Genomic DNA, 24,112 nt, shown 5'->3' with positions numbered 1-24,112 from the left:
CCGGGCGCTCGCTCGTCGGAAGGACCGCTGCTACTAGAAGAAGGGACCGAAGTAGGCGAACGCCAGCAGCGCGAGCATGACCCCGTAGAAGCGCACGAAGCGCTTCGGCAGTGAAGCCAGCGCGGCGCCGTCGTCCGCCTCGACGATGAAGGCGTTGACGAGACTGATCGCGAGGACGGCCACGGCCAGGAGGCCCGCGTGCAGGAGCAGGCTCATCGGGTTCCCTCGGCGTCGTCGGCGGTCACGTCGCTCGCAGCGCCCGCGGGGTGCGGCGCGACGAGGTGCTTCGAGGCCGGCGCCTTCGCGCCGGACCGCGATCCGCTCGATCCCCTCTTCGCCGCCGACTTGGACTCGCGGCGGTGGGCGGCCATCGCCCGTCGGTCCGCGACCGGGTCGCGTCCCAGGGCCCCGGACTCCCCCCAGGCGTAGACGTCGATCAGCACCAGTCCGTTGAGCAGACCGGCGAGCGTCGCGAAGAACAGGCCCGCGTCGATCATCGGCGGCACGCTCATGAGTGGCGGATGGCCGCGCAGAGCCTCGGCGACGAACGCGGGCAATCCGATCAGCGCCTGACCGGACCAGTAGTAGAAGTGGTGCTCGCGACTGAGGTTCGTGCCCTGCGACAGGAACGTCCCGATCGCGAACACACCCAGGAGCGCGACCGCGACCAACAGGGCGCGGCGCTTGCGACCCTGCAGCCAGTGACCGGCACCGGGCACCATCCAGCCCGCGGCGACCTGAACGGCCGTGCGGTCGACCGCGCGCTGCGTATCGGCGGCAGCCTTCTGATCGGTCGCACCCTGCTCGGGGCGAGCGTGCCGACGCACCAGGGCCGTGAGGTGTGCGTGGCACATCAGCACCATGTTGAGCACGCCGCTCGTGGCCGTCAGGACGGCGCCCAGGTGGACGCTCGCGGGCGGCAGCGGGGGCGCGATCGGCACGGGACCGGCGGGCATCGTCAGCGGCTGGGCCAGCTGGTGCAGGAGCAGCGCGCCGAGGTTGCCGAACTCGGGCGCGAGCACGAGCGCGAAGCGGCCGCGCAGCTCGGGGTCGAGGAACTCGAAGACGACCCCGTCGGACACGAGGTAGCCGAGGAGGTAGAGACCCTCCACCAGCGCGAAGCCGAGGAGCGCGATCGGCCAGGCCCCGAGGACGGCGTGGCCAGCCCCCGGAAGGAGCCAGGTCAGGATCGTTGCCACCGACGGCGGGACGTTCGACGTGGGGCGCGCGCTCTCCATGCCCCGGGGTTCTATCAGTCGCGCCGCGGTGAAGCCACGACGAGGGCCGCCTTCGTGGCGCGCTCGCTCGGGCTGGCGTCCGACCGGAGCGCGCTTCGATTCCACGAGTCCCGCCCGGAGCGCGCCCACCCCCACGCGATGCCGGACCGCTCCTGCGCGGCGAGCACGCCACGTCCGCCCGCGAGGTTCGGGCGCGTTCGAGCTCGCACCCGCGCGGGCGAGCCGATCGGCCCGACCGGTGCTCGTCGTCCGCGACTCGGATGCACGGCGGTGCGAAGTGCCCGGACCGGCGGCTCTCGGCGCCACGGGACAGCGGGTAGCCTCTGCCCCATGGCCGCCCGCCCCTCCACCGCTGCTCCCGCCGACGCCTACTCCCACCGCCTGCGCGTGCGCTACGCCGAGACGGACCAGATGGGCCGCGCTCACCACGGCAGCTACGTGCTGTACCTGGAGGACGCGCGCACGCGAATGATGGCGGCCAGTGGCTGTTCCTACGCCGAACTCGAACGCCGCGGGTTCGGCCTCGTCGTGCGCGAGGTGTCCCTGCGCTACCGCAACGCCGCGTTCTACGACGAGGAACTCGACGTCCTCACCTGGGTCGGCGCGTTGCGCGGCGCTTCGGTCGGGATCGACTACCGCGTGGTGCGCGCCAGCGACGGCCTCGTCGTGGCGGACGGGTCGACCCACCTGGCCTGCGTGGACCTGCGCGAAGATCCGCCCTCGGTGCGGCCCCTGCCCGAGGACGTGGTCGCCTGCTTCGAGCGCGCCCCTGGCGTCGGCGGCTGACGGATCAGGCCGGTTCGGGCGGGCCGGGATCGAGGATCGGCACAGGACCGTGATCCGAACCGCCGGATCCCCCACCACCGCTCAAGAGCTGGAAGCGCTCGGTTCCGGGCAACCGTCCCACGATGGACGGCACGTCGGAGGCTTCACCGGACGCCTCGTCGTGCTCCGGGGTGGACCACTCGGACGCCGCACCCTCGTCACGCGCCCGCTCGGCGACGGGAGCGGGATCCGGCAGGAGCGAGGGCTGGGCTTCGACGACCCGCGCGACGCAGCACGGGCAGGCCGAGCCGTCCGCCAGGCGGTGGATCGTGTTCTCCGCCGGTTCGGAACCACAACCGAAACAGCGGACCAGACCTTCGGACTCGGTGCGGGAAGCTGCGCTCATGGAGGGCCCATCGACCCGTTCGGCCCCGGCGCTTGAAGGTCGGGCGCCCGCGTCCGCGCGGCTGGACCGACCCGGGTCGACCGCGGGAGCTCGGCGGACCGGGGACCACGCCGTGCGCGGGGCGGGTAGCGCCCTGTGGCCGGGTCGAGGGGAGGGGTCCTCACCGCGCTGGACCGGGGTCCGGGGCGACCTGACGGCGCCCGAGAATAAAGAGCACTAAACCCATGCGGATTGGCGGTCGATGGGACATATTCGGGCCAGGGACACGGGTCCGGTGGCTTCGCCATCACCCGTGTCGCGGGTCGACCCTGCGCAACCAGGCCCGACCGCGGGCCCCACGGTCGCCCTCCGCCACCGACGATCGAGCTCCGTCCCTGCTCCCGCCGATTCGCTCCGACCACCCGTTCCACCCGCCCGTCCCTTCCACCCGCCCGCCTCTTCTTCCACCCGATCGTGCTGCAACTCAACAAACGCACCGAGTACGCGCTCATCGCGCTGGTCCACCTCGTGGACCAGGACGCGACGGGTACGGAACCGTCGCGATACGTGAGCGCGCGCGAGATCGGCGACCAGTACCCGGTCCCCCGCCGCCTACTGGCCGAAGTGATGAAGGACCTGCAGCGCGCCGGTCTCCTCCACTCCCAGCGCGGTGCGTCCGGCGGCTACGCGCTGGTGCGTCTCGCCGAAGAGGTCCCGCTGGGCGACGTGATCGTCGCGATGGAAGGCCCTCCGGGACTGACCGGCTGCGAGTCGTTCTCGGGCGGCCCGTCGACGCCCTGTGAAGTGGAGGGCAACTGCCCGATCAAGACGCCCATGTCGCGCGTGCGCCAGGGCATCTGGACCCTCTTCCAGCGCACGACCCTGCGCGACCTCGCGACGCCCGGCGCCCTGGTGGACCTGGCCGTGCTCCAGTCCGACGCGCTGCACGGTGCATCTCTGAACGGTGCATCTCTGAACGGTGGCTCGCTGAACGGTGGGTCGCTGAACGGCGATCCGCACGCGGACACCCGCCTCTGACGGCGCACGCCGCACGCGACACCTTCCAACGAACGACCACCTCCGTCGACACCTTCGGAGCCCATTCCACGAGCTGACCAAGACGCGCTCCGAACGCAGCGCTCCCCCACGAGACCACGCACCGCGACCTCCGCTCGCGATACCACCTTGGTGCGGCGAATCGAGACCGCCTCGACGTCGCCCACCGAACGGACGAACGACCATGCAACTGCCCATCTACCTCGACTACCAGGCCACCACTCCGGTCGACCAGCGCGTCCTCGACGCGATGATTCCGTACTTCACCTCGCTGTACGGCAACGCCGCGAGTCGCAATCACGAGTTCGGCTGGAAGGCCGAGGAAGCGGTCGACAGCGCTCGTGAGGCCTGCGCCTCGCTCATCGGCGCGTCCGCGAAGGAGATCGTGTTCACGTCCGGGTCCACCGAAGCGATCAACCTCGCCATGAAGGGCGTCGCCGAGATGTACGCCGACAAGGGCAAGCACATCGTCACGGCGCTCAACGAGCACAAGGCCGTGCTCGACACCGCCAAGCACCTCGAGCGCAAGGGCTGCGAAGTCACCTACCTCAAGCCCGGCAAGGACGGCCGCATCACGCGCGAGATGGTCGAGTCGGCCCTGCGCGACGACACGATCCTCGTGTCGATCATGTGGGCCAACAACGAGATCGGCGTGGTGAACGACGTCCGCGGCATCGGCGCCCTGTGTCACGAGCGCGACGTGCTGTTCTTCACCGACGGCACCCAGGCCGTCGGCAAGATCCCGGTGGACGTCGAGGCCGACCACGTCGACCTCATGTGCTTCTCCGGGCACAAGATGTACGGACCGAAGGGCGTCGGAGCGTTCTACGTCCGCCGCCGCAAGCCGCGCGTGCGCCTGGTCGCCCAGATGGACGGCGGCGGGCACGAACGCGGCATGCGCTCGGGCACGCTGAACGTCCCCGGCATCGTCGGACTGGGCAAGGCCGCCGAACTGTGCGCCGCCGAGCTCGAGAGCGAGATCGCGCGCGCGACGGGACTGCGCGACCGCCTCGAGGAGAAGATCACGAGCCGCCTGGACCAGGTCCACTTCAACGGCTCGCGCGAGCACCGCCTGCCCGGCTGTCTCAACCTCTCGTTCCCCTACGTGGAGGGCGAGTCGCTCCTGATGGGCCTCAGCGGCATCGCCGTCTCGTCGGGCTCGGCCTGCACGTCGGCGAGCCTCGAGCCCAGCCACGTCCTGCGCGCCATGGACGTCGGCGACGACCTCGCGCACAGCTCGATCCGCTTCGGCATCGGCCGCTTCACCACCGAGGAAGAGGTCGACTACGTGGCCGACCGCATCGTCGAGGTCGTCGAGCGCCTGCGCGAGATGTCGCCGCTCTACGAGATGGTCAAGGAAGGCATCGACCTGAACTCGGTCGAGTGGACCGGACACTGAGCCGGGCAGCACCGAACCGCACACGCACGAAACAACGCCACCAACCGCACACCGACGCCGCCCCGAGGCGGTCCGACACCAAGAGACGCACTCTCTAGACGACTATGGCTTACAGCGACAAGGTCCTCGACCACTACAACAACCCCCGCAACGTGGGCTCCCTCGACAAGGGGTCCGACAAGGTGGGCACCGGAGTCGTCGGCGCACCCGAGTGCGGCGACGTCATGAAGCTTCAGATCGAGGTCGAGGGCGACACCATCGTGGACGCCAAGTTCAAGACCTTCGGCTGCGGCTCGGCGATCGCCAGCTCGTCCCTCGCCACCGAGTGGATCAAGGGCAAGACGATCGACGAAGCGCTCGCGATCAACAACACGCAGATCGTCGCGGAGCTCGCGCTCCCGCCGGTCAAGATCCACTGCAGCGTGCTGGCGGAGGACGCCATCAAGGCGGCCGTCTCCGACTTCAAGGCCAAGCGCGCCGAAGAGGCTTCCAAACACACCGAAGGAGCACAACAGTGATTTCCGTCACCGAAAGAGCGGCCAAAGAGGTCTCTCGCATCATCAACGAGCAGAGCCTCGGCGACCAGACCGTCCTGCGCGTCGGCGTGAAGGGCGGCGGTTGCTCGGGCTTCAGCTACACGCTGGGCTTCGACGACACGCGCGTCGAGACCGACCAGGTCTTCGAGTCGGCCGGCGTCACCGTCGTCGTCGACCCGAAGAGCTTCCTCTACCTGAACGGCACCGAGCTCGACTTCGAGGAGAGCCTGATGGGCCGCGGCTTCAAGTTCGGCAACCCGAACGCGTCGAAGTCCTGCGGCTGCGGCGAATCGTTCCACGTCTGATCGAGTGGAGATCGACGTGGCCGAGCCCGAACGCTCGCAGGCTGCCTGCGAGCGATGCGGCCGCCCACTCGAGAGCACCGTCGCGTGCCTTGAGTGCGGCGCGCTGCTTCGGACCGACGAAGAGGACCCGTTCCGCGCCTTCGGGATCGAACGCGCCTTCGAAGTGGACGCGAAACTCCTGCGCAAGAAGCTGCTGAAGCTGCAGCGCGCGACCCACCCGGACTTCTTCGCGACCCAGGGCGAGGCGGAGCGCGAGGCGGCCGAACGGGCCACGTCGTCGCTCAACGCTGCGTTCGAGATCCTCTCCGACGACCTCCGTCGCGCGGACTGGCTGGTGTCCGCCCAGGGAGGTCCGAGCCGCGACGACGAGCGCCAGATGCCCCAGGCGTTCCTGATGGAGGTCATGGAGTGGAACGAGGTGCTCGAGGAAGCGCGCGACGGCGGCACCGGCGATCCGAACGCGCTCGCGACGCTCACTTCGGACCTCGACGCCGCGCGCACCACAGAACTCGCCGGGCTCGAACGCGACCTCACCCCCCTACCGGCCGCGGGCGACGAACGCCTGCGCACGGTCCGCCGACGCCTCAACGCCCTGCGCTACATCGACCGCGCGCTCGGCGAGATCGGCACGCTCACCCGCTAGCCAAGCGAGCCCCAGTGGCTCGCCCGCTCCCCATCCCCCAATGGCCTACATCGAACTCGACGTCATCCAGGACCGCACCGAGCCCGTGCTCGGGATCGACCTGGGAACCACCAACTCCATGGCGGCCCTGTTCGTCGGCGGCAAGCCGGTCGTGCTGCGCCCCAGCGACCACGGTGGCGTCGTACCGAGCGCGGTGTTCTTCGCCGACGACGGATCGACCTTGGTGGGCGGCAAGGCGCGCGACCGCGCGGCAGCGGAGCCCGACCGCGCGCTGTTCAGCGTCAAGCGCTTCATGGGTCGCGGGCTCGACGACGTGCAGCAGGACCTCGAGAACGTTCCCTTCCGCACCAGCGCGGGCCCGAACGGCGTGATCCAGTTCCACGTACGCGAGGAGACCTACACGCCCGAGCAGATCTCCGCGATGATCCTCGGCGAGGTCCAACGCCTCGCCTGCCAGGCGCTCGGGGGCGAAGCACCGAAGCGCGCCGTCATCACGGTGCCGGCCTACTTCGACGACACCCAGCGCCAGGCCACGCGCACCGCCGCGCGCCTCGCCGGCCTCGAGACCCTGCGCATCATCAACGAGCCGACCGCGGCGAGCCTCGCCTACGGTCTCGACCAGCGCAAGGAAGGCACGGTCGTGGTGTACGACCTCGGCGGCGGCACCTTCGACGTGTCGATCCTCGCGATCGAGGACGGCGTGTTCCGCGTGCTCTCGACGGCGGGCGACACGCACCTGGGCGGCGACGACTTCGACCGCGTGCTCGTCCAGCTCGCGAAGCAGGAACTGGCACCCAAGATCTCGGCCGAGGACCTCACGGATCCCGCGCTGACCCAGTCGTTGCGACTCGCGGCCGAGCGCTGCAAGCAGGAGCTCAGCCGCTCGCCGAGTGCCGAACTGCACGTTTCGATCGCCGACCACGGCGTGACGCTGCGCCGCCGCGTGACGCGCGACGAGTACGAAGCGCTGATCGGCGACCTGATCCAGCGCACGCTCGCGCTGTGCACCTCGGCGCTGGCCGATGCGAAGCTCACCCCCGCCGACGTCGACGAAGTGGTCCTGGTCGGCGGCTCGACGCGCACGCCGGCCGTGCGCGCCGCGGTCGAAGCCGCGTTCGGCCGCGTGCCGCACACCGAGCTCAACCCGGACGAAGTGGTCGCGCTCGGAGCGGCCGTCCAGGGTCACGTCCTCGCCGGCGGCACGCGCGACGTGCTGCTGCTCGACGTGACGCCGCTGTCGCTCGGACTCGAGACCATGGGCGGCGCCGTGGAGAAGATCATCCACCGCAACTCCCCCGTCCCGTGCAGCGCGAAGGCCGGCTTCACGACCTACGCCGACAACCAGACCGGGATGACGTTCAACATCGTCCAGGGCGAGCGCGAACTGGCCGAGGACTGCCGCAGCCTCGGTCGCTTCGAGCTGAAGGGCATCCCGCCGATGCCCGCCGGCATGGGTCGCATCGCCGTGCGCTTCGCGATCGACGCCGACGGCATCCTCCAGGTCACCGCCAAGGAGGAGACGAAGGGCGCCACCGCGTCGATCGAGATCCACCCGATGAACGGCCTCGACGACGACCAGGTCGAAGCGATGCTGAAGGCTTCGCTCGACAACGCGAAGGAGGACTTCGAGGCCCGACGCGTCGCGGATCTCTTGATCGAGCTCGGCACGATGCTCGCGGCCGTGGACAAGAACATGACCGCGGTGAACGAGCGCCTCGATCCCGAGTCGCGCCTCGAGATCGAGGAGGCGGCGGCCGACGCGCGCGCACTCACCGCGAAGGGCGCAGCGCGACCCGGCGTCGAGCACGCGCAGAAGATCCGCGACCGATTCGAGCAGGCGACGCTCCCGCTCGCGGCGGTGCTGATGGACAACGTGGCGCGCACGGCCCTGTCCGGCAAGGCGCTCTCGGACGTCTGATCGGCGCGAGGCGGCGCCGCCCACTTCGCCGGGGCCCAGCTCGAAACGAAGCAGCTCGGAGCACCACCGCTCCGAGCTGCTTCGCTTCGTCCCGACTCCTTCCCGAACTCAGCGCACGATCAGACTCCTTCCGTCCATCGTCTCGGACAGCGGCAGCCCGGCCAGGTCGAGCAGCGTCGGCGCCACGTCGGCGAGGATGCCCATCTTCCGCAGCTCGACGCCGGCCAGTCCGTCGCCACACAGGACGATCGGCACCGGGTTGGTCGTGTGCGCGGTGTGGGGCTGGTCGTTGACCTCGTCCCACAGCATCTCGGCGTTGCCGTGGTCGGCGGTGATCGCGGCGATGCCGCCCTTCGCCACCACCCGCGGGACGATCTCGGACAGGCACGTGTCGACCGCCGCGACGGCCATGCAGGCGGCGTCGAAGTCGCCCGTGTGCCCGACCATGTCTGCGTTGGCGAAGTTGATGACGTAGACGTCCGTGTCGCCCTTCTCGAGCGAACGCAGGATCGCGTCCTTGACCTCGTAGGCGCTCATCTGGGGCTTCAGGTCGTAGGTCGCGACCTTCGGACTCGGCACGAGCGTGCGGCTCTCGCCCTCGAACTCACGCTCGCGACCGCCGGAGAAGAAGAACGTGACGTGCGCGTACTTCTCGGTCTCGGCGATGCGTTCCTGACTCAGGCCGGCGGCGCTGATCACCTCGGGGAAGATGCCGACCAGGTCGATCTTCGGGTAGGCGATCGCGAACGGGTAGTCGTCGCGGTACTGCGTCAGCGTCGTGATCACCGGTTCGACGCGCGGCGAGCGCTGGAAGCCGTCGAAGTCCCGGAAGCCGAGCGCTTGGCAGAGCTGTCGCATGCGGTCCGCCCGGAAGTTGAAGCACACGACCTGGTCTCCGCTCGCGATGCGACAGGCGTCGGGTGCGCCGACCACGTGCGGATCGACGAACTCGTCGCCGGTGTCCGCCGCGTAGGACTGCTCGAGCGCGTCGAGGGCCGTGCCCACGCGCGCGCCGCGACCGGCCACGAACAGGTCGTAGGCCTTCTGGACGCGCTCCCAGTTGGTGTCGCGGTCCATCGCGAAGTAGCGGCCGACGACCGATGCGATGCGCCCGACGCCGCTGGCCGCGATCGCGCGCTCGATCCGTTCGAGGTACGGAGCGGCACTGCGCGGCGGCGTATCGCGACCGTCGAGGATCACATGGATCGCCACCTGGTCGCCGGTCAGCCCGCGCCTGCGCGCCAGATCGAGCAGCGCCTCCACATGGTCGAGGCTCGAGTGCACGCCGCCGTCGCTCACGAGACCGACGAGGTGCACGCGCGAGCCGTCGGTGCGCGCGGTCTCGAACGCGCGGACCAGCGCACCGTTCTCGAAGAAGTCGCCGTCCGCGATCGACTTGTCGATGCGCGTGATGTCCTGGTACACGACGCGCCCGGCCCCGAGGTTGGTGTGCCCGACCTCGCTGTTGCCCATCAGTCCGAGCGGTAGTCCGACCTCGCGCCCGGAGGCCGAGAGCAGCGTGTGCGGATAGCGCCCGAGCGCATCGGCGAAGAACGGCGCCGAGTGCGAGATCGCGTTGTGGGCCGTGGCCTCGCGGTGCCCCCAGCCGTCGAGGACCATGAGCAGGAGCGGGCGGCGCAGGGGGCGGAACGTGGTCATGGAACGGGCTGAAGTCGAATGGTCGGGAGCGGTGGAGCCGACCTCGCGCAGTGGGGATGCCGGCGCGCGCGGACGGCGTGCGCGCCCGTCGGGGTCAGCGCGACCGACGCGCGTGCTCGGCGCACGCGAGCGGTCCGTACCCGCGAGTCCTCGGAGCCCCGGGTCCGGCGGGCGCCGGTCGGGTGGCATACTGCGCGCTCGCCACAGGAGCTCAGCCATGAACGAACGGAACTCGACGACTCGATCCCAGAACGCTGCCAGCCAGCTCGACGAGCGCACAGGCGCGCCGGCGGCAGTCTACCCGGACGCCTCCGCGTCCTCGCGCCGCTCGGCTTCCAGGACGCGACGGGCCCGTTACCTGCTGCCGCTGGCCGCGTTGGTCGCCGCCTGCGTCAGCGTGCCGATCACGGGGCGCTCGGCGTTCGTGCCGTTCCCCGTCGAGCAGGACAGCCCCTTGGGCGCCGAGGCCTACGACGAGATCCTGCAGGGCGAGCAGGAGATCAAGAGCGGTCCGCAGGTCCAGATGGTGAACCGCGTCATGGACCGCCTGGTCGCCGCGGCGAAGAAGATGAACATCGATCCGGGCTTCGACTGGGAGGTCCGGGTCCTGAAGGCCGACGACGTGCCGAACGCCTGGGCCCTGCCGGGCGGCAAGATGGCGGTCTACACCGGCATCCTCCCGATCACCCAGAACGAGGCCGGCCTGGCCGTGGTGATGGGGCACGAGCTCTCCCACGCGATCGCGCGCCACGGAGCCGAGCGCATGGGGCAACAGCTGGTCCAGCAGAGCGTGCTCGAGGGCGTGAACCTGGTGCGCCCCGACTGGGCCGAGTACGCCGAACTGGGTGTGATCGGCTTCGACCTGCTCGTGTCGCGCCCGTGGGGACGCGGCCAGGAGAGCGAGGCCGACCACATCGGCCTGTTCCTGATGGCCGAGGCCGGCTACGACCCGCGCGAAGCCGTCGCGTTCTGGGAGCGGATGAGCTCGATGACCGGCGGCGGCGGCGGCCCCGAGTGGCTCTCGACCCACCCCTCGCACGGCACGCGCATCGCCGACATCAAGGCGCTCCTGCCCGAGGTGTTGCCGATCTACGAAGGCTCCTGAAGGCCGGCTGGGCCGCCTCCATGGCCCATGACCAGGGTCGACCCGCACCATTCGCCACCCGACCCCTGGCGACGGGCGATCGCGCGGCCCCGGCTGGCCCTCGCGTCCCGCTTTTGGCATGATCTGTGCCGCATCCGGGCCACATCGACCCCTTTGCCTCCCCACAGGCGGATTCCCCGGGGTGGTCGCCTACCATCCGCGCCCCGGGTCGATCCGTCCCTGCCAGGTCGGTTCCGCCGCGCTCGGTCGCTCCGCGAGAGCGCCGCGTGAATCGCCCCTCGCCGCGACACAACACCTGTCGCCCAAGACGCTTTGGTCAAGGTCGCCTTCGTCACACCCGAGCTCCAGCAGCTCGTCCGCCGCACCAACCTCGCGAGCGTCGCCCAGGACCTGGCACGGCATCTGCGTGCCGCCGGGAGCGACACGCGTGTGTTCATTCCGTGGACGGTGGAACTCGACGCGGAGGCGCTCGGCGAGCTCGAGGAGCTGCCGCCGGTCACGGTCCCCGATCCGGAGGAGCCGCAGACCTTCCGCATCCACCGCGGCCAACTCGGTGACCTGCCGGTCTACCTGTTCGACCACCCGCGCTTCTTCGAGGGCAAGCACCCCTACGGCGACGAGAACGGTCCCTACACCGACAACTGGCGTCGCTACGCCTGCTTCTCGCGCGCCGTGCTGGCCAGCTTCCCGGGCCTCGGCTTCGCGCCCGACGTCATCCACGCGATGGACTGGACGGGCGGGATCCTGCCGCTGATCCACCGCCTCGAGTACCTCGAGAAGCCGACCGACCACCCGGCCTGCCGCGCGGGCACGTTCCTGTCGGTCCACAACCTCGCGATGCAGGGCACGTTCGAGCGCGAGATCCTGGCGAAGATGGACATCCCGCACGAGTACTTCCGCGCCATCGAAGGCGTGGAACTCGCGGGCAAGGTCAACTTCCTCAAGGCCGGCGCCGAGTTCGCGACGGTCGTCGGCACGCACTCGCCGCACCACGCCAAGGTCATCCAGGAGAAGGACCGCGGCTACGGTCTCGAGGAGACGTTCGAGCGCCGCAAGAAGGAGCTGATCGGCATCCTCAACGGCATCGACTTCCAGGCCTGGAACCCGAAGCGCGACCCGCTGCTCCCGTCGCAGTTCGATGCCAGCGACCCGAAGGGCAAGAGCGACTGCAAGATCGCGCTGCAGTCGGCGTTGCAGCTCGACGTGGATTCGGACTCGCTGCTCGCCTGCCACATCGGTCGCTGGGACGCGGACTCGGGCTTCGACCTGTTGGCCGAGGTCATGGGGCCGCTGCTCGAGCGCGACGTGCAGATCGTCGTGATGGGCGCCGGCGGCGACGACGTCGCCAAACGCCTGCGCACGATGGAGACCACCTTCGTGGGGCGCATGCGCGTCCTGCAGGGCTACGACGCCGCCGCCGCGCACCGCCTGATGGGTGGTTCCGACGCGCTGCTCCTCCCCTCGCACTACCAGCCGTCGAACCCGCTGTTCGGCATCGCCCTGCGCTACGGCGTGACGCCGATCGTCTACGCGAACAGCGGGCTCGAACACGTGGTGCCGGACGCCTTGGAGAATCCCGAAGAGGGCCTCGGCTTCCACTTCTCGCCCTACACAGGCGAGGGCCTGCTCGAAGCCGCCCTGCGCGCCGCCGAGCACTACACCGCGCCGCGCAAGTGGCGTGCGCTCGTGATGCGCTGTCTCGCCCAGGACCTGTCCTGGGAGCGCGCGGCCGACGAGTACATCAAGGCCTACCGTCGCGTCACGCGCCGCATCCGCGGCCGCTGATCGTCGGCGCCTCGCTCCGCCCGTTCCTCCGACCCCGTTCGACGACGCGGCGGCCCGACCGTCGCGACCGATGACCACGCCGCACCCTGTGATCCTCGGCCTCGACGTGGGCGGCTCGGCCGTGAAAGCCGGACTGGTCGCCGCGGACGGAGAGATCCTCGTCCCCCACCTGCGCAGCGCGCGCCGTCCGACGACGTTCGACGAGCTGGTCGGGATCGTCCGCGAACTGGCGGACGAGATGTGCACGCAGCGCGGCGCGAAACGGCCGAGCGACCTGGCGACCGGCGTCGGCCTCGGTGTTCCCGGACTTCTCGACGACGACCACGGTGGCGTCGAGCGCTCGCCGAACCTGCCGTGGCTCGACGGACGCCCGTTGCGCGCGGCGCTGGCCGAGGTGCTCGGTGTGGATCCGACCCACGTCCACGTGGAGAACGACGCCAACAGCGCGGCGCTGGGCGAGTCCTGGCTCGGCGCGGGGGCGGAGCGCGACGACCTGTTCCTGCTCACGCTCGGGACCGGCATCGGCGGCGGCGTCGTGCTCGGCAACCGGCTGTGGCGCGGACGCGGGATGGCGGGCGAGATCGGGCACACGAAGATCCACGACACCGGGCCGGTCTGTGGCTGCGGACGCGTCGGCTGCCTCGAGACCTTCGCATCGGCTTCCGCCGCCGAAAGGCTCGCACTCGCTGCGGGTCTGCCCAGCGCTTCACCGGGCGATCTCGAACTGTTGGCCGAACGCGCGCGCGCAGCGTCCGGTCCCGAACGCGACCTGCTCGAAGCGATCGGTGAGGACCTCGGCCGCGGCGTCGGCGCCGCAATCAATCTCTTCGACCTGCGTACCTACCTGTTCGGCGGCGGATTCGCCGCCGCGCTCGATGTGCTGCTGCCCGGAGTGCGCCGCGGCATCGAAGCAGCCAGTTACGGTGGGCGCACGGCCGAGATCGAACTGCTGCCCGCCGTGCTCGGTCCGGCAGCGGGTTGGATCGGCGCCGCACGAGCAGCCATGTTGGAGACTCCATGACGACCACGACCACAGCCCCCACGCCCGACCTCGTGCTCGAGGTCAAGAACCTGCGGATGCGCTACCGCAAGGGACTCTTCGGAAAGGGCTTCGAAGCGCTACGCGGTGTCAGCCTGGCCGTCGAACCGGGATCGGTCTTCGGACTGCTCGGGCCGAACGGCGCGGGCAAGACGACGATGATCAAGATCCTCCTCGGTCTCGCCGGCGGCTGGACGGGCGATGCGTTCCTGTTCGGTGAACGCGCCGGTCGCGCCTCGTCGCGCACGCGCGTGGGCTACCTGCCCGAAGCACACCGCTTGCCCCAGTACCTCACCGGCCGTCAGGTGATGCAGCTCTTCGGCGGCCTGTGCGGGCGCTCGCCGTCGTGGTTGAAGGAACGCATCCCGGCGCTACTCGACGCGGTCGACATGACCGAGGGCGCCGACCGCAAGGTGCGCGAGTACAGCAAGGGCATGCAGCAGCGCATCGGACTCGCCCAGGCGCTGATCCACGAGCCGCGGCTGATCTTCCTCGACGAACCGACCGACGGCGTCGACCCCGTCGGTCGCGCGAAGATCCGCGAGATCATCGCGCGCCTGCGTGAACGCGGCGTGACCATCTTCATCAACTCGCACCTTCTGATGGAGATCGAGCAGATGTGCGATCGCATCGTGATCATCGACCGCGGCCAGATCCTGAAGCAGGGCACGGTCGACGACCTGACGCCCGACACGGGACTCGTGCGTTTCGAGCTCGAGTCCGGCCTCGACCGCGCCGAGGCGCTCGTGACACCGCTGGTCGCGGGCGTCGAGACGACCCCCGACGGCCTGCGCTGTCGCATGCGGACCGAGGAGACCGATCGCGTCATCGACGCACTGCGCGGTGCGGGGATCTCGATCCGCGCGGTGAGCCCCGAACGCCAGTCGCTCGAGTCCTCGTTCATCGACCTGGTCGTGGCCGAGAACCGGCGCACGTCCGGCGCAGCGACGCAAGGAGGTGCCGCGTGAACGCGCTCGACCACACGAACACCGACTTCGACGATCCGAACGTCTCGCGCGGCGCGATCTACCGGGCGCTCGTGCGCGACGCGTACCTGCAGGTCATCGACAACGCCGTCTTCAAGGTGCTGCTCGGTCTGGTCCTGTTGATGGTGGCGCTGACGTTCGTCATCGGCTTCCGCCAGGACGGCGTCGAAGTGCTGTTCGGGATGTTCAAGTACGACTACGAGCAGTTCCTGGGCACGTTCGGCTTCGCCTTCGGGGTGATCGGCGGCGACAACACGAACGAGACGATCGTGCGTGCGATCCAGAACCTGTTCACCACCGTGATCAGCGGCAGTTTCGGCGCACTCTTCGCCGTCGTCGCCACGTCCTTCTTCCTGCCGCGCATGCTCGAGCGCGGTTCCGCCGACACGCTCTTCTCGAAGCCGGTCAGCCGCGGCGCGCTCGTCGTCTCGCGCTACCTCGCGTCGCTGATCTTCGTCAGCCTCCTGACCGTGGTGCTGGTCCTCGGCATGTACCTCGGCTTCGCCGTGTCGTCCGGCTACACGAACCCCGAGTTCCTGTGGTCGGGGCCGATGCTGATCTACCTGTTCGCAATCCTCTCGGCATTCTCGACCTTCTGGGGCGCGATGACGCGTTCGAGCATCGCGACCCTGTTGCTCACCGTCCTGTCGTGGTGGGGCTGTGTCGGCGTGCACGGTGGCTGGCTCATCTGGGAGTTCGTCGAACACAACGAGCGCGTGGACTCGTCGATCGACGGCGCGCGCTTCGACGATCCGACGCTCGCGACGGACACCGCGGCATCCGACGAGTACGGCCCCGTGGTCTCGGTCGTCCGCGGCGTCGTCGAAGGCCTGCACTACGCGCTACCGAAGACCGGCGACGCGGCCCAGTTGACCGAGCTCGTGCGCAAGACGCTGCACGGCGAGATCCGTACGCTCGTCGGGGGCGTGAACATGCGCAACCAGATGCTGCAGGTCTACGAGCAGGCGGACGGCGCCTACGTCGTGGTCAGTCCCGACGGGAGCGAGGCGCTCTACCCCGACGCCCGCGGGACGGACATCGAGACCGGTGGGCGGCGTCCGCTGTTCCTGCGCATCGGCGAGGACGGATCTCTCGAAGCCTGGGTCCCCACGTCGATGCGCGACATGCGCCGGGGGCGCGAAGAGGCCGAGGAAGCGGAGGCCGCTGGTTCGGACGGCGAAGCGGACGGCGAAACCGCTGGCGACGAGACGGCGGCCTGGCCGCCCTCGTGGACCGAGCCCACCGACATCGTGCCGCCGGACGAGATCGACTTCGGGCTCGAAGACCCCGCGACCTTCCTGCAGCGCCGCTTCGTCTGGGGCCAGTCCGACTGGGGCTTCAGTCCGATCTTCTCGTTCCTCTCGTCGCTCCTGTCGAGCGCCGTCCTGGTGCTGCTCGCGATCTGGCGCGTGCGCCGCATCGACTTCTGATTCCCGCCGCGGAGGCCGGCCGTCCCCCGCTGGCAACCCACCGACCGGGTGCCACAATGGGCGGATGGCCGCCCCCTCCGCGATCGACGAGACCCTGCTGCGAGCGCTCGAGGCGGTCGTCGGCGCGCGCGGAATCGTGAGCGGGCACGCGCGCCTCTCGACCTACGCGGCCGACGGTCTCCCGCTCTTCTCCCAGGCCCCGGACCTCGTCGTCCTGCCGCGCGACACCGACGAGACGGCGCGCGTGATGGCTCTGCTGCACACCGCCGGAGTGCCGATCGCCGCGCGCGGTTCGGGCACGGGCCTCACCGGCGGTGCGACGCCGGCCGCGGGCGGCGTCGTCGTCTCCACGGCGCGCATGCGGTCGATCCTCGAGCTCGCGCCCGCCGACCGACGCGCGCGCGTACAGGCCGGCGTCGTCAACGCGGACCTCACGACCGCTGCGGCGGCGCACGGCCTGTTCTACGCTCCCGACCCGTCGAGCCAGCAGGCCTGCACGATCGGCGGCAACGTGGCCAACAACTCGGGCGGCCCCCACTGCTTCCGCCACGGCAACACGACCCGCCACCTGCTCGGCGTCGTGGTCGTGCTCGCGGACGGCGAGGTGCTCGACCTGGTGCGCGACTCGAACGACCCGGTCGGACTCGATCTGGTCGGCAACTTCTGCGGCTCGGAGGGCACGTTCGGCATCGTGACCGAGGTGGTCGTGAAGCTGGTGCCCGTGCCCGAGCGCGTCGAAACGCTGCTGGCGCTGTTCACCGATCTCGACGCCGCCTGCGGTGCGGTCAGCGACCTGATCGCGCAGCGTCTCGAACCCTCGGCGATCGAGGTGCTCGACCGCCTGACGATCGAAGCGGTCGAGGCCTCGGTCTACGCCGCCGGCTATCCGGTGGACGCGGGCGCCGTGGTGCTTTGCGACGTCGAGGGCACCGACGAGGAGGTCGAAGCGATCGCCACCGACCTGGTGCGGATCGCCGAGCGCAACGGCGCGTTCGAGGTGCGCCGCGCCGCCGACGCAGCCGAGCGCAAACGCCTGTGGGCCGGCCGCAAGGGTGCGTTCGGCGCCATGGGCCGCGTCGCACCGGACCTGTACGTGGCCGACGCCGTGGTTCCGCGGACCAAGCTGCGCGAACTGGTCCGCCTCGCGACCGAGATCTGCCGCGAACTCGACCTGAAGCTCGCGAACGTCTTCCACGCCGGCGACGGCAACCTGCACCCGAACATCTCCTACGACCGTCGCGATCCCGACGAAGTGCGGCGCGTCCTGTTGGCCGGCACGCGCATCCTCGAGGCCTGCGTCGCCGCGGGCGGTTCGATCACCGGTGAGCACGGCGTCGGGCTCGAGAAGCGCGACCACATGTGCGCGCTGTTCGGCGAGGACGACCTGGACGCGATGCGCGACGTGCGGCGCGCCTGGGATCCCTCCGGCCGCCTGAATCCCGACAAGCTGCTGCCGATCCGGCGCTGCAGCGAGATCCACGCGGACGCGGTCACGACCGAACGCGTCGTCCCTTCGGCCTGACGCCAGCGATGCCCCTCTCCACCCGCATCGACGAACTGCTCGGCGACCGCGTCGGCCGACTCTCCCACTGGGGCGGGCCGAACGTGCCGATCGCGAGTCCGCGCAGCGAGTCCGAGGTGTTGGCGCTGCTCGACGCGGCCCGCGCGGACGGACTCGCGGTCCTGCCGATCGGGAACGGCACCAAGCTCGACCACGCCTTGATCCCGACGCGCGTCGACCTCGCGCTCTCGACGCGCCGCCTGACCGGGATCGTCGCCTACGAACCGGCCGAGGGCGTGCTGACCGCGCGCGCCGGAACGAGCCTGCGCGTCCTGCGCGAGACCGTCGCCGCGCACGGGCACCACTTTTCGCCGGAGGTGCCGCACGAGGACCGCGCGACGCTCGGTGGCGTCGTCTCCGCCGCTCCGAGCGGTGCCGATCGACTGCGCCACGGTCCGGTGCGCGATCGCGTGCTCGGTGTGCGCCTCGCGCGGACCGACGGACGCGTCGTGCGCAGCGGCGGCGCGTTGGTGAAGGACGTGGCCGGCTACGACCTGCAACGGCTGGTCGTCGGCGCGCACGGTTCGCTGGGCGTGGTGCTCGAGGTCTCGATCCGACTGGCGTCCGCGGCGGACGAGCGCGTCCTCGTGCGACGGCGTCTCGCATCGGTCGACGAAGGACTCGAACTCGCGCGTGCGCTCGCCGCAGCGCTGCACGCGAGTCTGCGCGCCCTGCGCATCGACGGCGACCCCGAGCGCCCGTGGCTCACGGTCGACATCGAGGGACGGGCCGCGGTCGTGGAACGCTCGCTGGCGCGCGCGCACGACGTCCTGGGCCCCGTGCACGTGCTGCGCGACGCGGGCGCGAAACGCGTCGCCGACGAACTTCGCGAGTCGCGGCGGCTGGGCGGGCGCTGGCCGCAGCTCGAGATCGACGCGCTGCCGAGTCGTTTCGGTGCCGCGCTCGCCGCCGTGCGGAACGAGGTGCGCGACGCGAAGCTGTCGGTCGAGCTGCACCCGGCGCTCGGACTGGGTTGGGTCCGATTCGCGCACACGCCGGGCCGTGCCGGAGCCCACACGCTGGCGCGCGCGCTGAGAGCCGCCGGTGCAACGTCCCGCTGGTGCGGACTCGACGCCGAGGTGCGCCGCGAACTCGTCGAGGCGGCCGGACCGCCCGCCGGCCTGGCCCTGATGGAGCGGCTGCGGCGCGCCTTCGATCCGACCGACACGCTGGCGACGCCGCGACTGCACCCGGAGCTCGGACCGTCGTGAGCGGGCACCCGAACCACACCGCGGCCGATGCACCGAGGACCGGTGGCAGCACGCGCGGTTTCGACCTCGCGAGTCTCGTCGAGTACACGAAGACGCTCGAATGCATCCACTGCGGCTTGTGCCTCACGAGCTGTCCGACGTACCAGTTGACCGGCGTCGAGTCGTCGAGTCCGCGCGGCCGCATCCACCTGATGCGCAGCGTGGCGGAGGGCGACCTCGAACCCGACGCCGAGTACGCGGACGAGATGGACTTCTGCCTGTTGTGCCGCCACTGCGAGACGGCCTGTCCGGCGGGCGTGGAGTTCGGTGCGCTGATGGAGCACGCGCGCTCGGGCCTGACCGAACAGATGCCGCGGCCACCGTTGGCGCGCGCGCTGCGATGGATCGGGTTCCGGTTCGTGCTGCCACGGCGTCGGGTGCTCGACCTCGCCGGCGCGGCGCTGCGTGCGGTCCAGATCACGGGCGTCGAGCGGATCGGGCGCTGGCTGCTCGCGCGCGCGGGCAGCGTCGTTCCGACGTCCCCGCGCGTGCCGAAGGGGCGCGCGCGACGGCGACTCGAACCGAGCACGCCCGCCGACGGCGCGGCGCGCGGCGCGGTGGACGTGCTCGAGGGCTGCGTCATGCCCGTTCTGTTCGGACGCGTGAACCGCGCGACGGGCCGCAGCCTGGCCGGGCTCGGCTACGAGTCGCGTCCGCTCGCCGGCGTGACCTGCTGCGGCAGTCTGCACGCCCACAACGGCGACCTCGACGGAGCGCGCACGCTCGCCCGCCGCATGCTCGCGGCGGCGCGCGCGACGGAACGGGACGGCTCGGACCCGCTACCGCTCGTGGTCAACAGCGCCGGGTGCAGCGCCCACCTCAAGGAGCTGCACCACTTGTTCGACCCGGACGATCCCGATCGCGCCGCCGCCGAGGAGTTGGCGGCGCGCGTGTACGACTTCACCGAGTTCGCCGCGCCGCGCCTGCGCCGTCGGCCGCCCGAGCGCTCGATCGAGGGCGCGTGGAAGGGTCCGTTCGCCTACGACGATCCGTGCCACCTCTGCCACGCCCAACAGATCCGGACGCCACCGCGCGACGTGCTGGCGGCGCTGCCCGGTCTCGAGCTCGTGCCGCTCGAGAACAGCGAGGGCTGCTGCGGTTCGGCCGGGATCTACTCGGTCCTGCGCCCGGCGGACTCGGCCGCGGTGCTCGAGCCCAAGCTCGACGCCCTGGAACGCAGCGGCGCGCGCACGCTCGTGACCGCGAACCCCGGCTGTCACCTCCAGTGGCAGGCGGGCATCGAGCGTCGCGGCCTCGACGTGCGCGTCGTGCACGTGGCCGAGTTGGTAGCGCGCGCCTACGACGGGCGCACGACCGAGTGAGCCGGACGCGGCGCGCGTCGAAGGTCGCCGCGGACCGGCTGCTTCGGAACCCGCCTGCTCAGGAACCGGTCGCCTCGGTGCCGCCCATGACCGGCAGCACCGGCGCCGCGTCGGGATCGGCCGCGGGCAGCTCGATGCGCTCGAGCAGCGGAACGAGAACGCCGACCTCGGCGCCGTCGTGGTCGCGCGCCCACTCCGCATCGAGCACGCCACCTGTGTTGCCCACGGTCAGGTCCACCCGCACGCGATCGAAGAACGTGCCGTCGTCCTCGAACGTGCGCATGACCAGGTAGTCGGTCTCGAAACCGTCGAAGACCACCGTTCCGCGGCGCGTGACGGCCTCGAAGCGGTAGGGCTCCTTCGCCCACTTCTCGAGGTCCTTGGAGAGATCGCGCGGGAGGTTCGCCGCGACCGGAGCGAAGAGTCGCCGCGCGGGCAAGGCGTCCCCCATGCGCCCGAGCGCGACGCGGATCGGGAGCTCGGGCGTCGGATCCTCGCTCGCGTCCGCGGTCGGCCGGCGCAGCACGATCCAACGCTGTGCGCCGGCGAGCGCGGTCCCGTCGACGAGTTCGAGTCCCAGCGGAATCGGCTCGTCGCCCGGGAACGCGTCGTCGTACAGCGCCATGACGTCCATGTTCTGGACGCGCAGACCGAACACGGCGATCGCGGCCCCGACGACGACGACCAGCCCGATGATCACGAACAGAGCCGTGAAGAGGCCCTCGGGCTCGGGCTGGGCCGGCGGACCCGTGGATACAGGTTCCGCCGCCGAGCCCTGTGCGCCGCTGTCGGCGCTCACTTGCCGTCCCAGACGCGGAAGGGGAAGAGCTGCTCGGAGAGACCTTCGAGCGTCGCGTCCACTTCGCCGGTGGCGACGCAGGTGATGACGACCGTGCGCGTCCGATCACCGGTCGCGTCGACGAACAGGAGCCCCTGCGGATCGCCGCCGCCCGGGAGCATCATCTTGTTGTTGCCATCCGGTTCGACGCGCATGTGGAACGTGTCCACCTCGCGGCCCTGGAAACTCGCGCGGGCGCGTCCGCGGCTGCTCGCTGTCGCCGTGTCGTTCTCCTCGAGTTTGAACTCCGAGACGATCCAGTCGAGCGGGTCGCCCTCGACGAGCCCGTCGAAGACGAAGATCATCGTCGCGAGCCCGGTACCGGCCGGTTGGCTCGGGTCCTCGCCGGGGCTCAGGAAGACGAGCGAGTCGAGCGAGACACCGCCGCCGGCCGAGATGTCTTCTCCCTCGGCACCGACCATGTCCGCCAGCTGGGAGATCGGGAAGAGCACGGGTTGGTAGCCCGGCGGGCGCGCCGCGACGAGTTCTTCCTCGGTCGCGCCGTCCTCGGCGTACGGCATGACCTCGGCGATCACGGGCCAGGCCGCCTCGGGACCGAACATGTTCATCAGCTTGTTGCCGAACCACATCGTGAAGACGATCGCGGCGACGAGCATGAAGAGGCAGCCGCCACCACAGCCCCAGACCCAGATCGGCACGCCGCGCTTCGGGGGTGCGGCATCTTCGAGTTGGACGTCCCAGCGGTCTTCGGTCTGTTCGTTCATCGGTGTCGTGCGTTCAGGGCCGCGAGCGGGCCCGGCGGGCGGTGGAATCGGATCGAGGTCGGCGCGGAGCGGGAGCCGCTGCGGACGCCGGCGCGGGCGGCGAGGTGACGGGGGCGCTCGGCGTCGCCCTCCGCCCCCACTGCGTCACTCAGTCGTAGCTGTAGAAGCCTTTGCCGCTCTTCTTGCCCAGCTCTCCGCGGGCGACCATGTTCGCGAGCAGCTGCGGCGGCTGGAAGCGCGGACCCAGCCTTTCCGTCAGGTACTGGGCGATCGAGAGGCGCACGTCGAGCCCGACCAGGTCCGTCAGCCGCAGCGGTCCCATCGGGAACCCGTAGCCCAGGGTCATGGCCTTGTCGATGTCCTCAGGGCTCGCGACCTCCTCCTCGACCATGCGGATGGCCTCCATCCCGATGGCGATGCCGAGGCGCGACGAGGCGAAACCGGGGCGGTCCTTCACCACGATCGGGTCCTTGCCCAGACGGATCGCGAGCGCCGTGGTGGCCTCGACCGCCGCGTCGGAGCTCTGATCGGCGCGCACCACCTCGACCAGCTTCATCAGGTGCACCGGGTTGAAGAAATGCATGCCGGTGACGCGCTCGGGGTGCGGCACCGCGTCGGCGATCGCGGTCAGCGACAGGGACGACGTGTTCGAAGCGATCAGCGCGGAGGACGGCAGGTGCTCGGCGGCGAGCGCGAGGAGCTTCGTCTTCAGCTCCATCCGCTCGGGAACTGCCTCGATCAGCGCGTTGGCGCCGTGGCAGGCCTCCGCGAGGTCGGTGCGCACGTGCAACAGACCTAGGGCCTCGTCGCGCGCGACCTGGGTGACCTTGCCCTTCTCGACGCCCTTGTCGAGCGCGGCGCGGATCCGGCCCTGGGCCCGCTCGAGCGCGTCCGCGTTCACGTCGACCAGGCGGGCTTCGATCCCGGACATGGCCAGGACCTGAGCGATCCCGGCGCCCATGGTTCCGGCTCCGAGGACGATGGCGGTGTCGATCGTGTCGATGTGGTTCATGGTGCGCGGGTGGCTGGGCGCCGTCGTTCGCGGCGCGATCGATTGCAGTTGGCGTGCTGTCTGGAAGTGACGTGCTCGCCCGATCGGACGTGCGAACGCGTCAGTCGGCGTCGGGGACGAGGACGATCTTGCCGGCGACGGCGCGGTCCTCGAGCAGGCGGTGGGCGTCGGCGGCCTCGGACATCGGCAGTGCACGGTCGAGCACGGGGCGATAGATGCCGCGCGCCACACGATCGAGGATCGTCGGCAGCGCGCTGGCCGGCCCCATCGTCGAGCCGAGCACCGACTGGTTCTTGATGAACAGGTGCGGCAGCGTGATCGACACCTCGGGACCGGTCGTGCCGCCGCAGGTGACGAGGCGACCGAGACGCGCGAGGCTGCGCATCGAACCGGTCCACGTGGCCGGACCCACGTGTTCGATCACCACGTCGCAGCCGGCGCCCTCCGTGACGGCCTTCACCTGTTTGGGCCAGTTCGCGTCGCCGTGGTCGAGCACCTCGTCCGCGCCGAGTTCCGCGCACAGTTCGCGCTTCGCCTCGGAGCCGGCCGTGGCGATCACGTAGGCGCCCATGTGGCGCGCGATCTGGATGGCGGCCGAGCCGACGCCGCTGGCTCCGCCGATCACGAGGACCGACTCCTGGGGCTGCACCTCGGCGCGCTCGACCATCCCCCACGCGGTGAGGAACGCGAGCGGAACGGCCGCGGCCTGGATCGGATCGAGCCCGTCGGGCAGCGGGCACAGATAGCGCTCGTCGAGCACCACGTACTGGGCGTCGAAGCCGTCCGAGTGCTCGCCGCGGATCTCGTAGTCGGCGAGCAGGTGGTCGAAGCCCCCGACGCGCGCTTCGGCCGCTTCCTCCGGGTCGGTGCGCGAGCCGACGTAGCCGGGTTCGAGCACGACCTTGCGACCCGGTGACCAGGCGGTCACTCCGGCGCCGACCTCGACGACCTCGCCGGTGCCGTCGCAGCCGAGGACGCGCGGGAACGGCACGGGGAAGCCGGGCATGCCGCGGCGCACCCAGACGTCGAGGTGGTTGATCGAAGCGGCGAGGACGCGGACGAGGACTTGGCCGGGGCCGGGCGTCGGGCGGTCGACGTCCTCCCAACGCAGGACCTCGGGGCCGCCATGGGCGTGGATGCGCAGGGCCTTCATCG

23 protein-coding genes are annotated in these 24,112 nt (G+C 70.6%); 15 read left to right on the top strand and 8 right to left on the bottom strand.

What is annotated here, in order from left to right:
* Positions 1-33: 33 nt before the first annotated feature.
* Both Pla163_RS03720 and Pla163_RS18675 read right to left on the bottom strand, forming a co-directional pair.
* The gene (locus tag Pla163_RS03720; protein ID WP_145183766.1) at positions 34-216 is read right to left on the bottom strand and encodes a hypothetical protein; all 183 of its coding nucleotides are present in this window, start codon (positions 214-216) and stop codon (positions 34-36) included.
* The gene (locus Pla163_RS18675) at positions 213-1,238 is read right to left on the bottom strand and encodes a DUF6677 family protein (RefSeq protein ID WP_419186288.1); all 1,026 of its coding nucleotides are present in this window, start codon (positions 1,236-1,238) and stop codon (positions 213-215) included. The genes Pla163_RS03720 and Pla163_RS18675 overlap by 4 nt, the downstream gene beginning before the upstream one ends.
* Positions 1,239-1,568: 330 nt before the next feature.
* Between Pla163_RS18675 and Pla163_RS18670 the strand changes: the two genes are divergently transcribed.
* Positions 1,569-2,024: an acyl-CoA thioesterase gene (locus Pla163_RS18670; RefSeq protein WP_419186287.1), complete on the top strand. Its 456-nt coding sequence runs from the start codon at positions 1,569-1,571 to the stop codon at positions 2,022-2,024.
* A 4-nt stretch (positions 2,025-2,028) separates the two neighbouring features.
* On the opposite strand, the gene Pla163_RS03705 is transcribed toward Pla163_RS18670, so the two are convergent.
* The gene (locus Pla163_RS03705) at positions 2,029-2,409 is read right to left on the bottom strand and encodes a hypothetical protein (protein ID WP_145183757.1); all 381 of its coding nucleotides are present in this window, start codon (positions 2,407-2,409) and stop codon (positions 2,029-2,031) included.
* A 453-nt stretch (positions 2,410-2,862) separates the two neighbouring features.
* Here Pla163_RS03705 and Pla163_RS03700 point away from each other — a divergent pair, with 453 nt between their 5' ends.
* The 6 genes from Pla163_RS03700 to hscA all read left to right on the top strand — a co-directional run bounded on the left by Pla163_RS03700 (position 2,863) and on the right by hscA (position 8,245).
* A complete protein-coding gene (locus tag Pla163_RS03700; RefSeq protein ID WP_419186286.1) occupies positions 2,863-3,426 on the top strand; it encodes an RrF2 family transcriptional regulator in 564 nt (187 codons plus the stop codon).
* Between the two features lie 202 nt (positions 3,427-3,628).
* Positions 3,629-4,843: an IscS subfamily cysteine desulfurase gene (locus Pla163_RS03695; RefSeq protein WP_145183751.1), complete on the top strand. Its 1,215-nt coding sequence runs from the start codon at positions 3,629-3,631 to the stop codon at positions 4,841-4,843.
* 104 nt (positions 4,844-4,947) lie between these two features.
* Positions 4,948-5,361: a Fe-S cluster assembly scaffold IscU gene (gene iscU / locus Pla163_RS03690; RefSeq protein WP_145183748.1), complete on the top strand. Its 414-nt coding sequence runs from the start codon at positions 4,948-4,950 to the stop codon at positions 5,359-5,361.
* A complete protein-coding gene (locus Pla163_RS03685; RefSeq protein ID WP_145183744.1) occupies positions 5,358-5,684 on the top strand; it encodes a HesB/IscA family protein in 327 nt (108 codons plus the stop codon). Before iscU ends, Pla163_RS03685 begins: the two co-directional genes overlap by 4 nt.
* A 4-nt stretch (positions 5,685-5,688) precedes the next feature.
* Positions 5,689-6,327 carry a Fe-S protein assembly co-chaperone HscB gene (hscB, locus tag Pla163_RS03680; RefSeq protein WP_145183741.1) on the top strand — a complete coding sequence of 213 codons (639 nt, stop codon included), beginning with the start codon at positions 5,689-5,691 and terminating at the stop codon, positions 6,325-6,327.
* Positions 6,328-6,367: 40 nt separating this feature from the next.
* A complete protein-coding gene (gene hscA / locus Pla163_RS03675) occupies positions 6,368-8,245 on the top strand; it encodes a Fe-S protein assembly chaperone HscA (protein WP_145183738.1) in 1,878 nt (625 codons plus the stop codon).
* Between the two features lie 108 nt (positions 8,246-8,353).
* On the opposite strand, the gene gpmI is transcribed toward hscA, so the two are convergent.
* Positions 8,354-9,904, bottom strand: a complete 1,551-nt coding sequence (gene gpmI / locus Pla163_RS03670; RefSeq protein WP_145183735.1) for a 2,3-bisphosphoglycerate-independent phosphoglycerate mutase — start codon at positions 9,902-9,904, stop codon at positions 8,354-8,356.
* A gap of 217 nt (positions 9,905-10,121) precedes the next feature.
* On the opposite strand from gpmI, the gene Pla163_RS03665 reads away from it, so the two are divergent.
* From Pla163_RS03665 to Pla163_RS03630, 8 genes are all read left to right on the top strand, one after another.
* Entirely contained in the window at positions 10,122-11,009 is an 888-nt protein-coding gene (locus Pla163_RS03665) for a M48 family metallopeptidase (protein WP_419186285.1), read from the top strand.
* A 312-nt stretch (positions 11,010-11,321) separates the two neighbouring features.
* Positions 11,322-12,794, top strand: a complete 1,473-nt coding sequence (locus Pla163_RS03660; protein WP_419186284.1) for a glycogen synthase — start codon at positions 11,322-11,324, stop codon at positions 12,792-12,794.
* 70 nt (positions 12,795-12,864) lie between these two features.
* Positions 12,865-13,815, top strand: a complete 951-nt coding sequence (locus Pla163_RS03655) for an ROK family protein (protein WP_145183726.1) — start codon at positions 12,865-12,867, stop codon at positions 13,813-13,815.
* Positions 13,812-14,801: an ABC transporter ATP-binding protein gene (locus Pla163_RS03650; RefSeq protein ID WP_145183723.1), complete on the top strand. Its 990-nt coding sequence runs from the start codon at positions 13,812-13,814 to the stop codon at positions 14,799-14,801. Before Pla163_RS03655 ends, Pla163_RS03650 begins: the two co-directional genes overlap by 4 nt.
* Positions 14,798-16,249: an ABC transporter permease gene (locus Pla163_RS03645; protein WP_145183720.1), complete on the top strand. Its 1,452-nt coding sequence runs from the start codon at positions 14,798-14,800 to the stop codon at positions 16,247-16,249. Before Pla163_RS03650 ends, Pla163_RS03645 begins: the two co-directional genes overlap by 4 nt.
* A gap of 64 nt (positions 16,250-16,313) precedes the next feature.
* On the top strand, positions 16,314-17,771 hold the full coding sequence (locus tag Pla163_RS03640; RefSeq protein ID WP_145183717.1) for an FAD-binding oxidoreductase: 1,458 nt from the start codon (positions 16,314-16,316) through the stop codon (positions 17,769-17,771).
* An 8-nt stretch (positions 17,772-17,779) separates the two neighbouring features.
* A complete protein-coding gene (locus Pla163_RS03635) occupies positions 17,780-19,021 on the top strand; it encodes an FAD-binding oxidoreductase (RefSeq protein WP_145183714.1) in 1,242 nt (413 codons plus the stop codon).
* The gene (locus Pla163_RS03630; protein WP_145183711.1) at positions 19,018-20,382 is read left to right on the top strand and encodes a (Fe-S)-binding protein; all 1,365 of its coding nucleotides are present in this window, start codon (positions 19,018-19,020) and stop codon (positions 20,380-20,382) included. Before Pla163_RS03635 ends, Pla163_RS03630 begins: the two co-directional genes overlap by 4 nt.
* A 58-nt stretch (positions 20,383-20,440) precedes the next feature.
* On the opposite strand, the gene Pla163_RS03625 is transcribed toward Pla163_RS03630, so the two are convergent.
* The 4 genes from Pla163_RS03625 to Pla163_RS03610 form a co-directional block, all read right to left on the bottom strand.
* Positions 20,441-21,181, bottom strand: a complete 741-nt coding sequence (locus Pla163_RS03625) for a hypothetical protein (RefSeq protein ID WP_145183708.1) — start codon at positions 21,179-21,181, stop codon at positions 20,441-20,443.
* Complete coding sequence (locus tag Pla163_RS03620) at positions 21,178-21,945, bottom strand: hypothetical protein (protein ID WP_145183705.1); 768 nt, start codon at positions 21,943-21,945, stop codon at positions 21,178-21,180. Before Pla163_RS03620 ends, Pla163_RS03625 begins: the two co-directional genes overlap by 4 nt.
* Positions 21,946-22,093: 148 nt before the next feature.
* Entirely contained in the window at positions 22,094-22,957 is an 864-nt protein-coding gene (locus tag Pla163_RS03615) for a 3-hydroxyacyl-CoA dehydrogenase family protein (RefSeq protein WP_419186283.1), read from the bottom strand.
* Positions 22,958-23,057: 100 nt separating this feature from the next.
* Complete coding sequence (locus tag Pla163_RS03610; protein ID WP_145183702.1) at positions 23,058-24,110, bottom strand: zinc-binding dehydrogenase; 1,053 nt, start codon at positions 24,108-24,110, stop codon at positions 23,058-23,060.
* Positions 24,111-24,112 lie beyond the last annotated feature (2 nt).

Origin of the sequence: Rohdeia mirabilis, assembly GCA_007750655.1 — a bacterium.
Taxonomy (GTDB): domain Bacteria; phylum Planctomycetota; class UBA1135; order UBA1135.
The sequence above is the reverse complement of the archived record's forward strand: the minus strand, read 5'-3'. Positions and strand labels throughout refer to the sequence as shown.

Coding starts and splice junctions, on each gene's coding strand:
- Pla163_RS03610 (WP_145183702.1), bottom strand. CDS start 24,110: ATGAAGGCCCTGCGCATCCACGCCCATGGCGGCCCCGAGGTCCTGCGT.
- hscA (WP_145183738.1), top strand. CDS start 6,368: ATGGCCTACATCGAACTCGACGTCATCCAGGACCGCACCGAGCCCGTG.
- Pla163_RS03720 (WP_145183766.1), bottom strand. CDS start 216: ATGAGCCTGCTCCTGCACGCGGGCCTCCTGGCCGTGGCCGTCCTCGCG.
- Pla163_RS03640 (WP_145183717.1), top strand. CDS start 16,314: ATGGCCGCCCCCTCCGCGATCGACGAGACCCTGCTGCGAGCGCTCGAG.
- Pla163_RS03615 (WP_419186283.1), bottom strand. CDS start 22,957: ATGAACCACATCGACACGATCGACACCGCCATCGTCCTCGGAGCCGGA.
- Pla163_RS03635 (WP_145183714.1), top strand. CDS start 17,780: ATGCCCCTCTCCACCCGCATCGACGAACTGCTCGGCGACCGCGTCGGC.
- Pla163_RS03705 (WP_145183757.1), bottom strand. CDS start 2,409: ATGAGCGCAGCTTCCCGCACCGAGTCCGAAGGTCTGGTCCGCTGTTTC.
- Pla163_RS03665 (WP_419186285.1), top strand. CDS start 10,122: ATGAACGAACGGAACTCGACGACTCGATCCCAGAACGCTGCCAGCCAG.
- Pla163_RS18670 (WP_419186287.1), top strand. CDS start 1,569: ATGGCCGCCCGCCCCTCCACCGCTGCTCCCGCCGACGCCTACTCCCAC.
- Pla163_RS03695 (WP_145183751.1), top strand. CDS start 3,629: ATGCAACTGCCCATCTACCTCGACTACCAGGCCACCACTCCGGTCGAC.
- Pla163_RS03650 (WP_145183723.1), top strand. CDS start 13,812: ATGACGACCACGACCACAGCCCCCACGCCCGACCTCGTGCTCGAGGTC.
- Pla163_RS18675 (WP_419186288.1), bottom strand. CDS start 1,238: ATGGAGAGCGCGCGCCCCACGTCGAACGTCCCGCCGTCGGTGGCAACG.
- Pla163_RS03655 (WP_145183726.1), top strand. CDS start 12,865: ATGACCACGCCGCACCCTGTGATCCTCGGCCTCGACGTGGGCGGCTCG.
- iscU (WP_145183748.1), top strand. CDS start 4,948: ATGGCTTACAGCGACAAGGTCCTCGACCACTACAACAACCCCCGCAAC.
- Pla163_RS03620 (WP_145183705.1), bottom strand. CDS start 21,945: ATGAACGAACAGACCGAAGACCGCTGGGACGTCCAACTCGAAGATGCC.
- gpmI (WP_145183735.1), bottom strand. CDS start 9,904: ATGACCACGTTCCGCCCCCTGCGCCGCCCGCTCCTGCTCATGGTCCTC.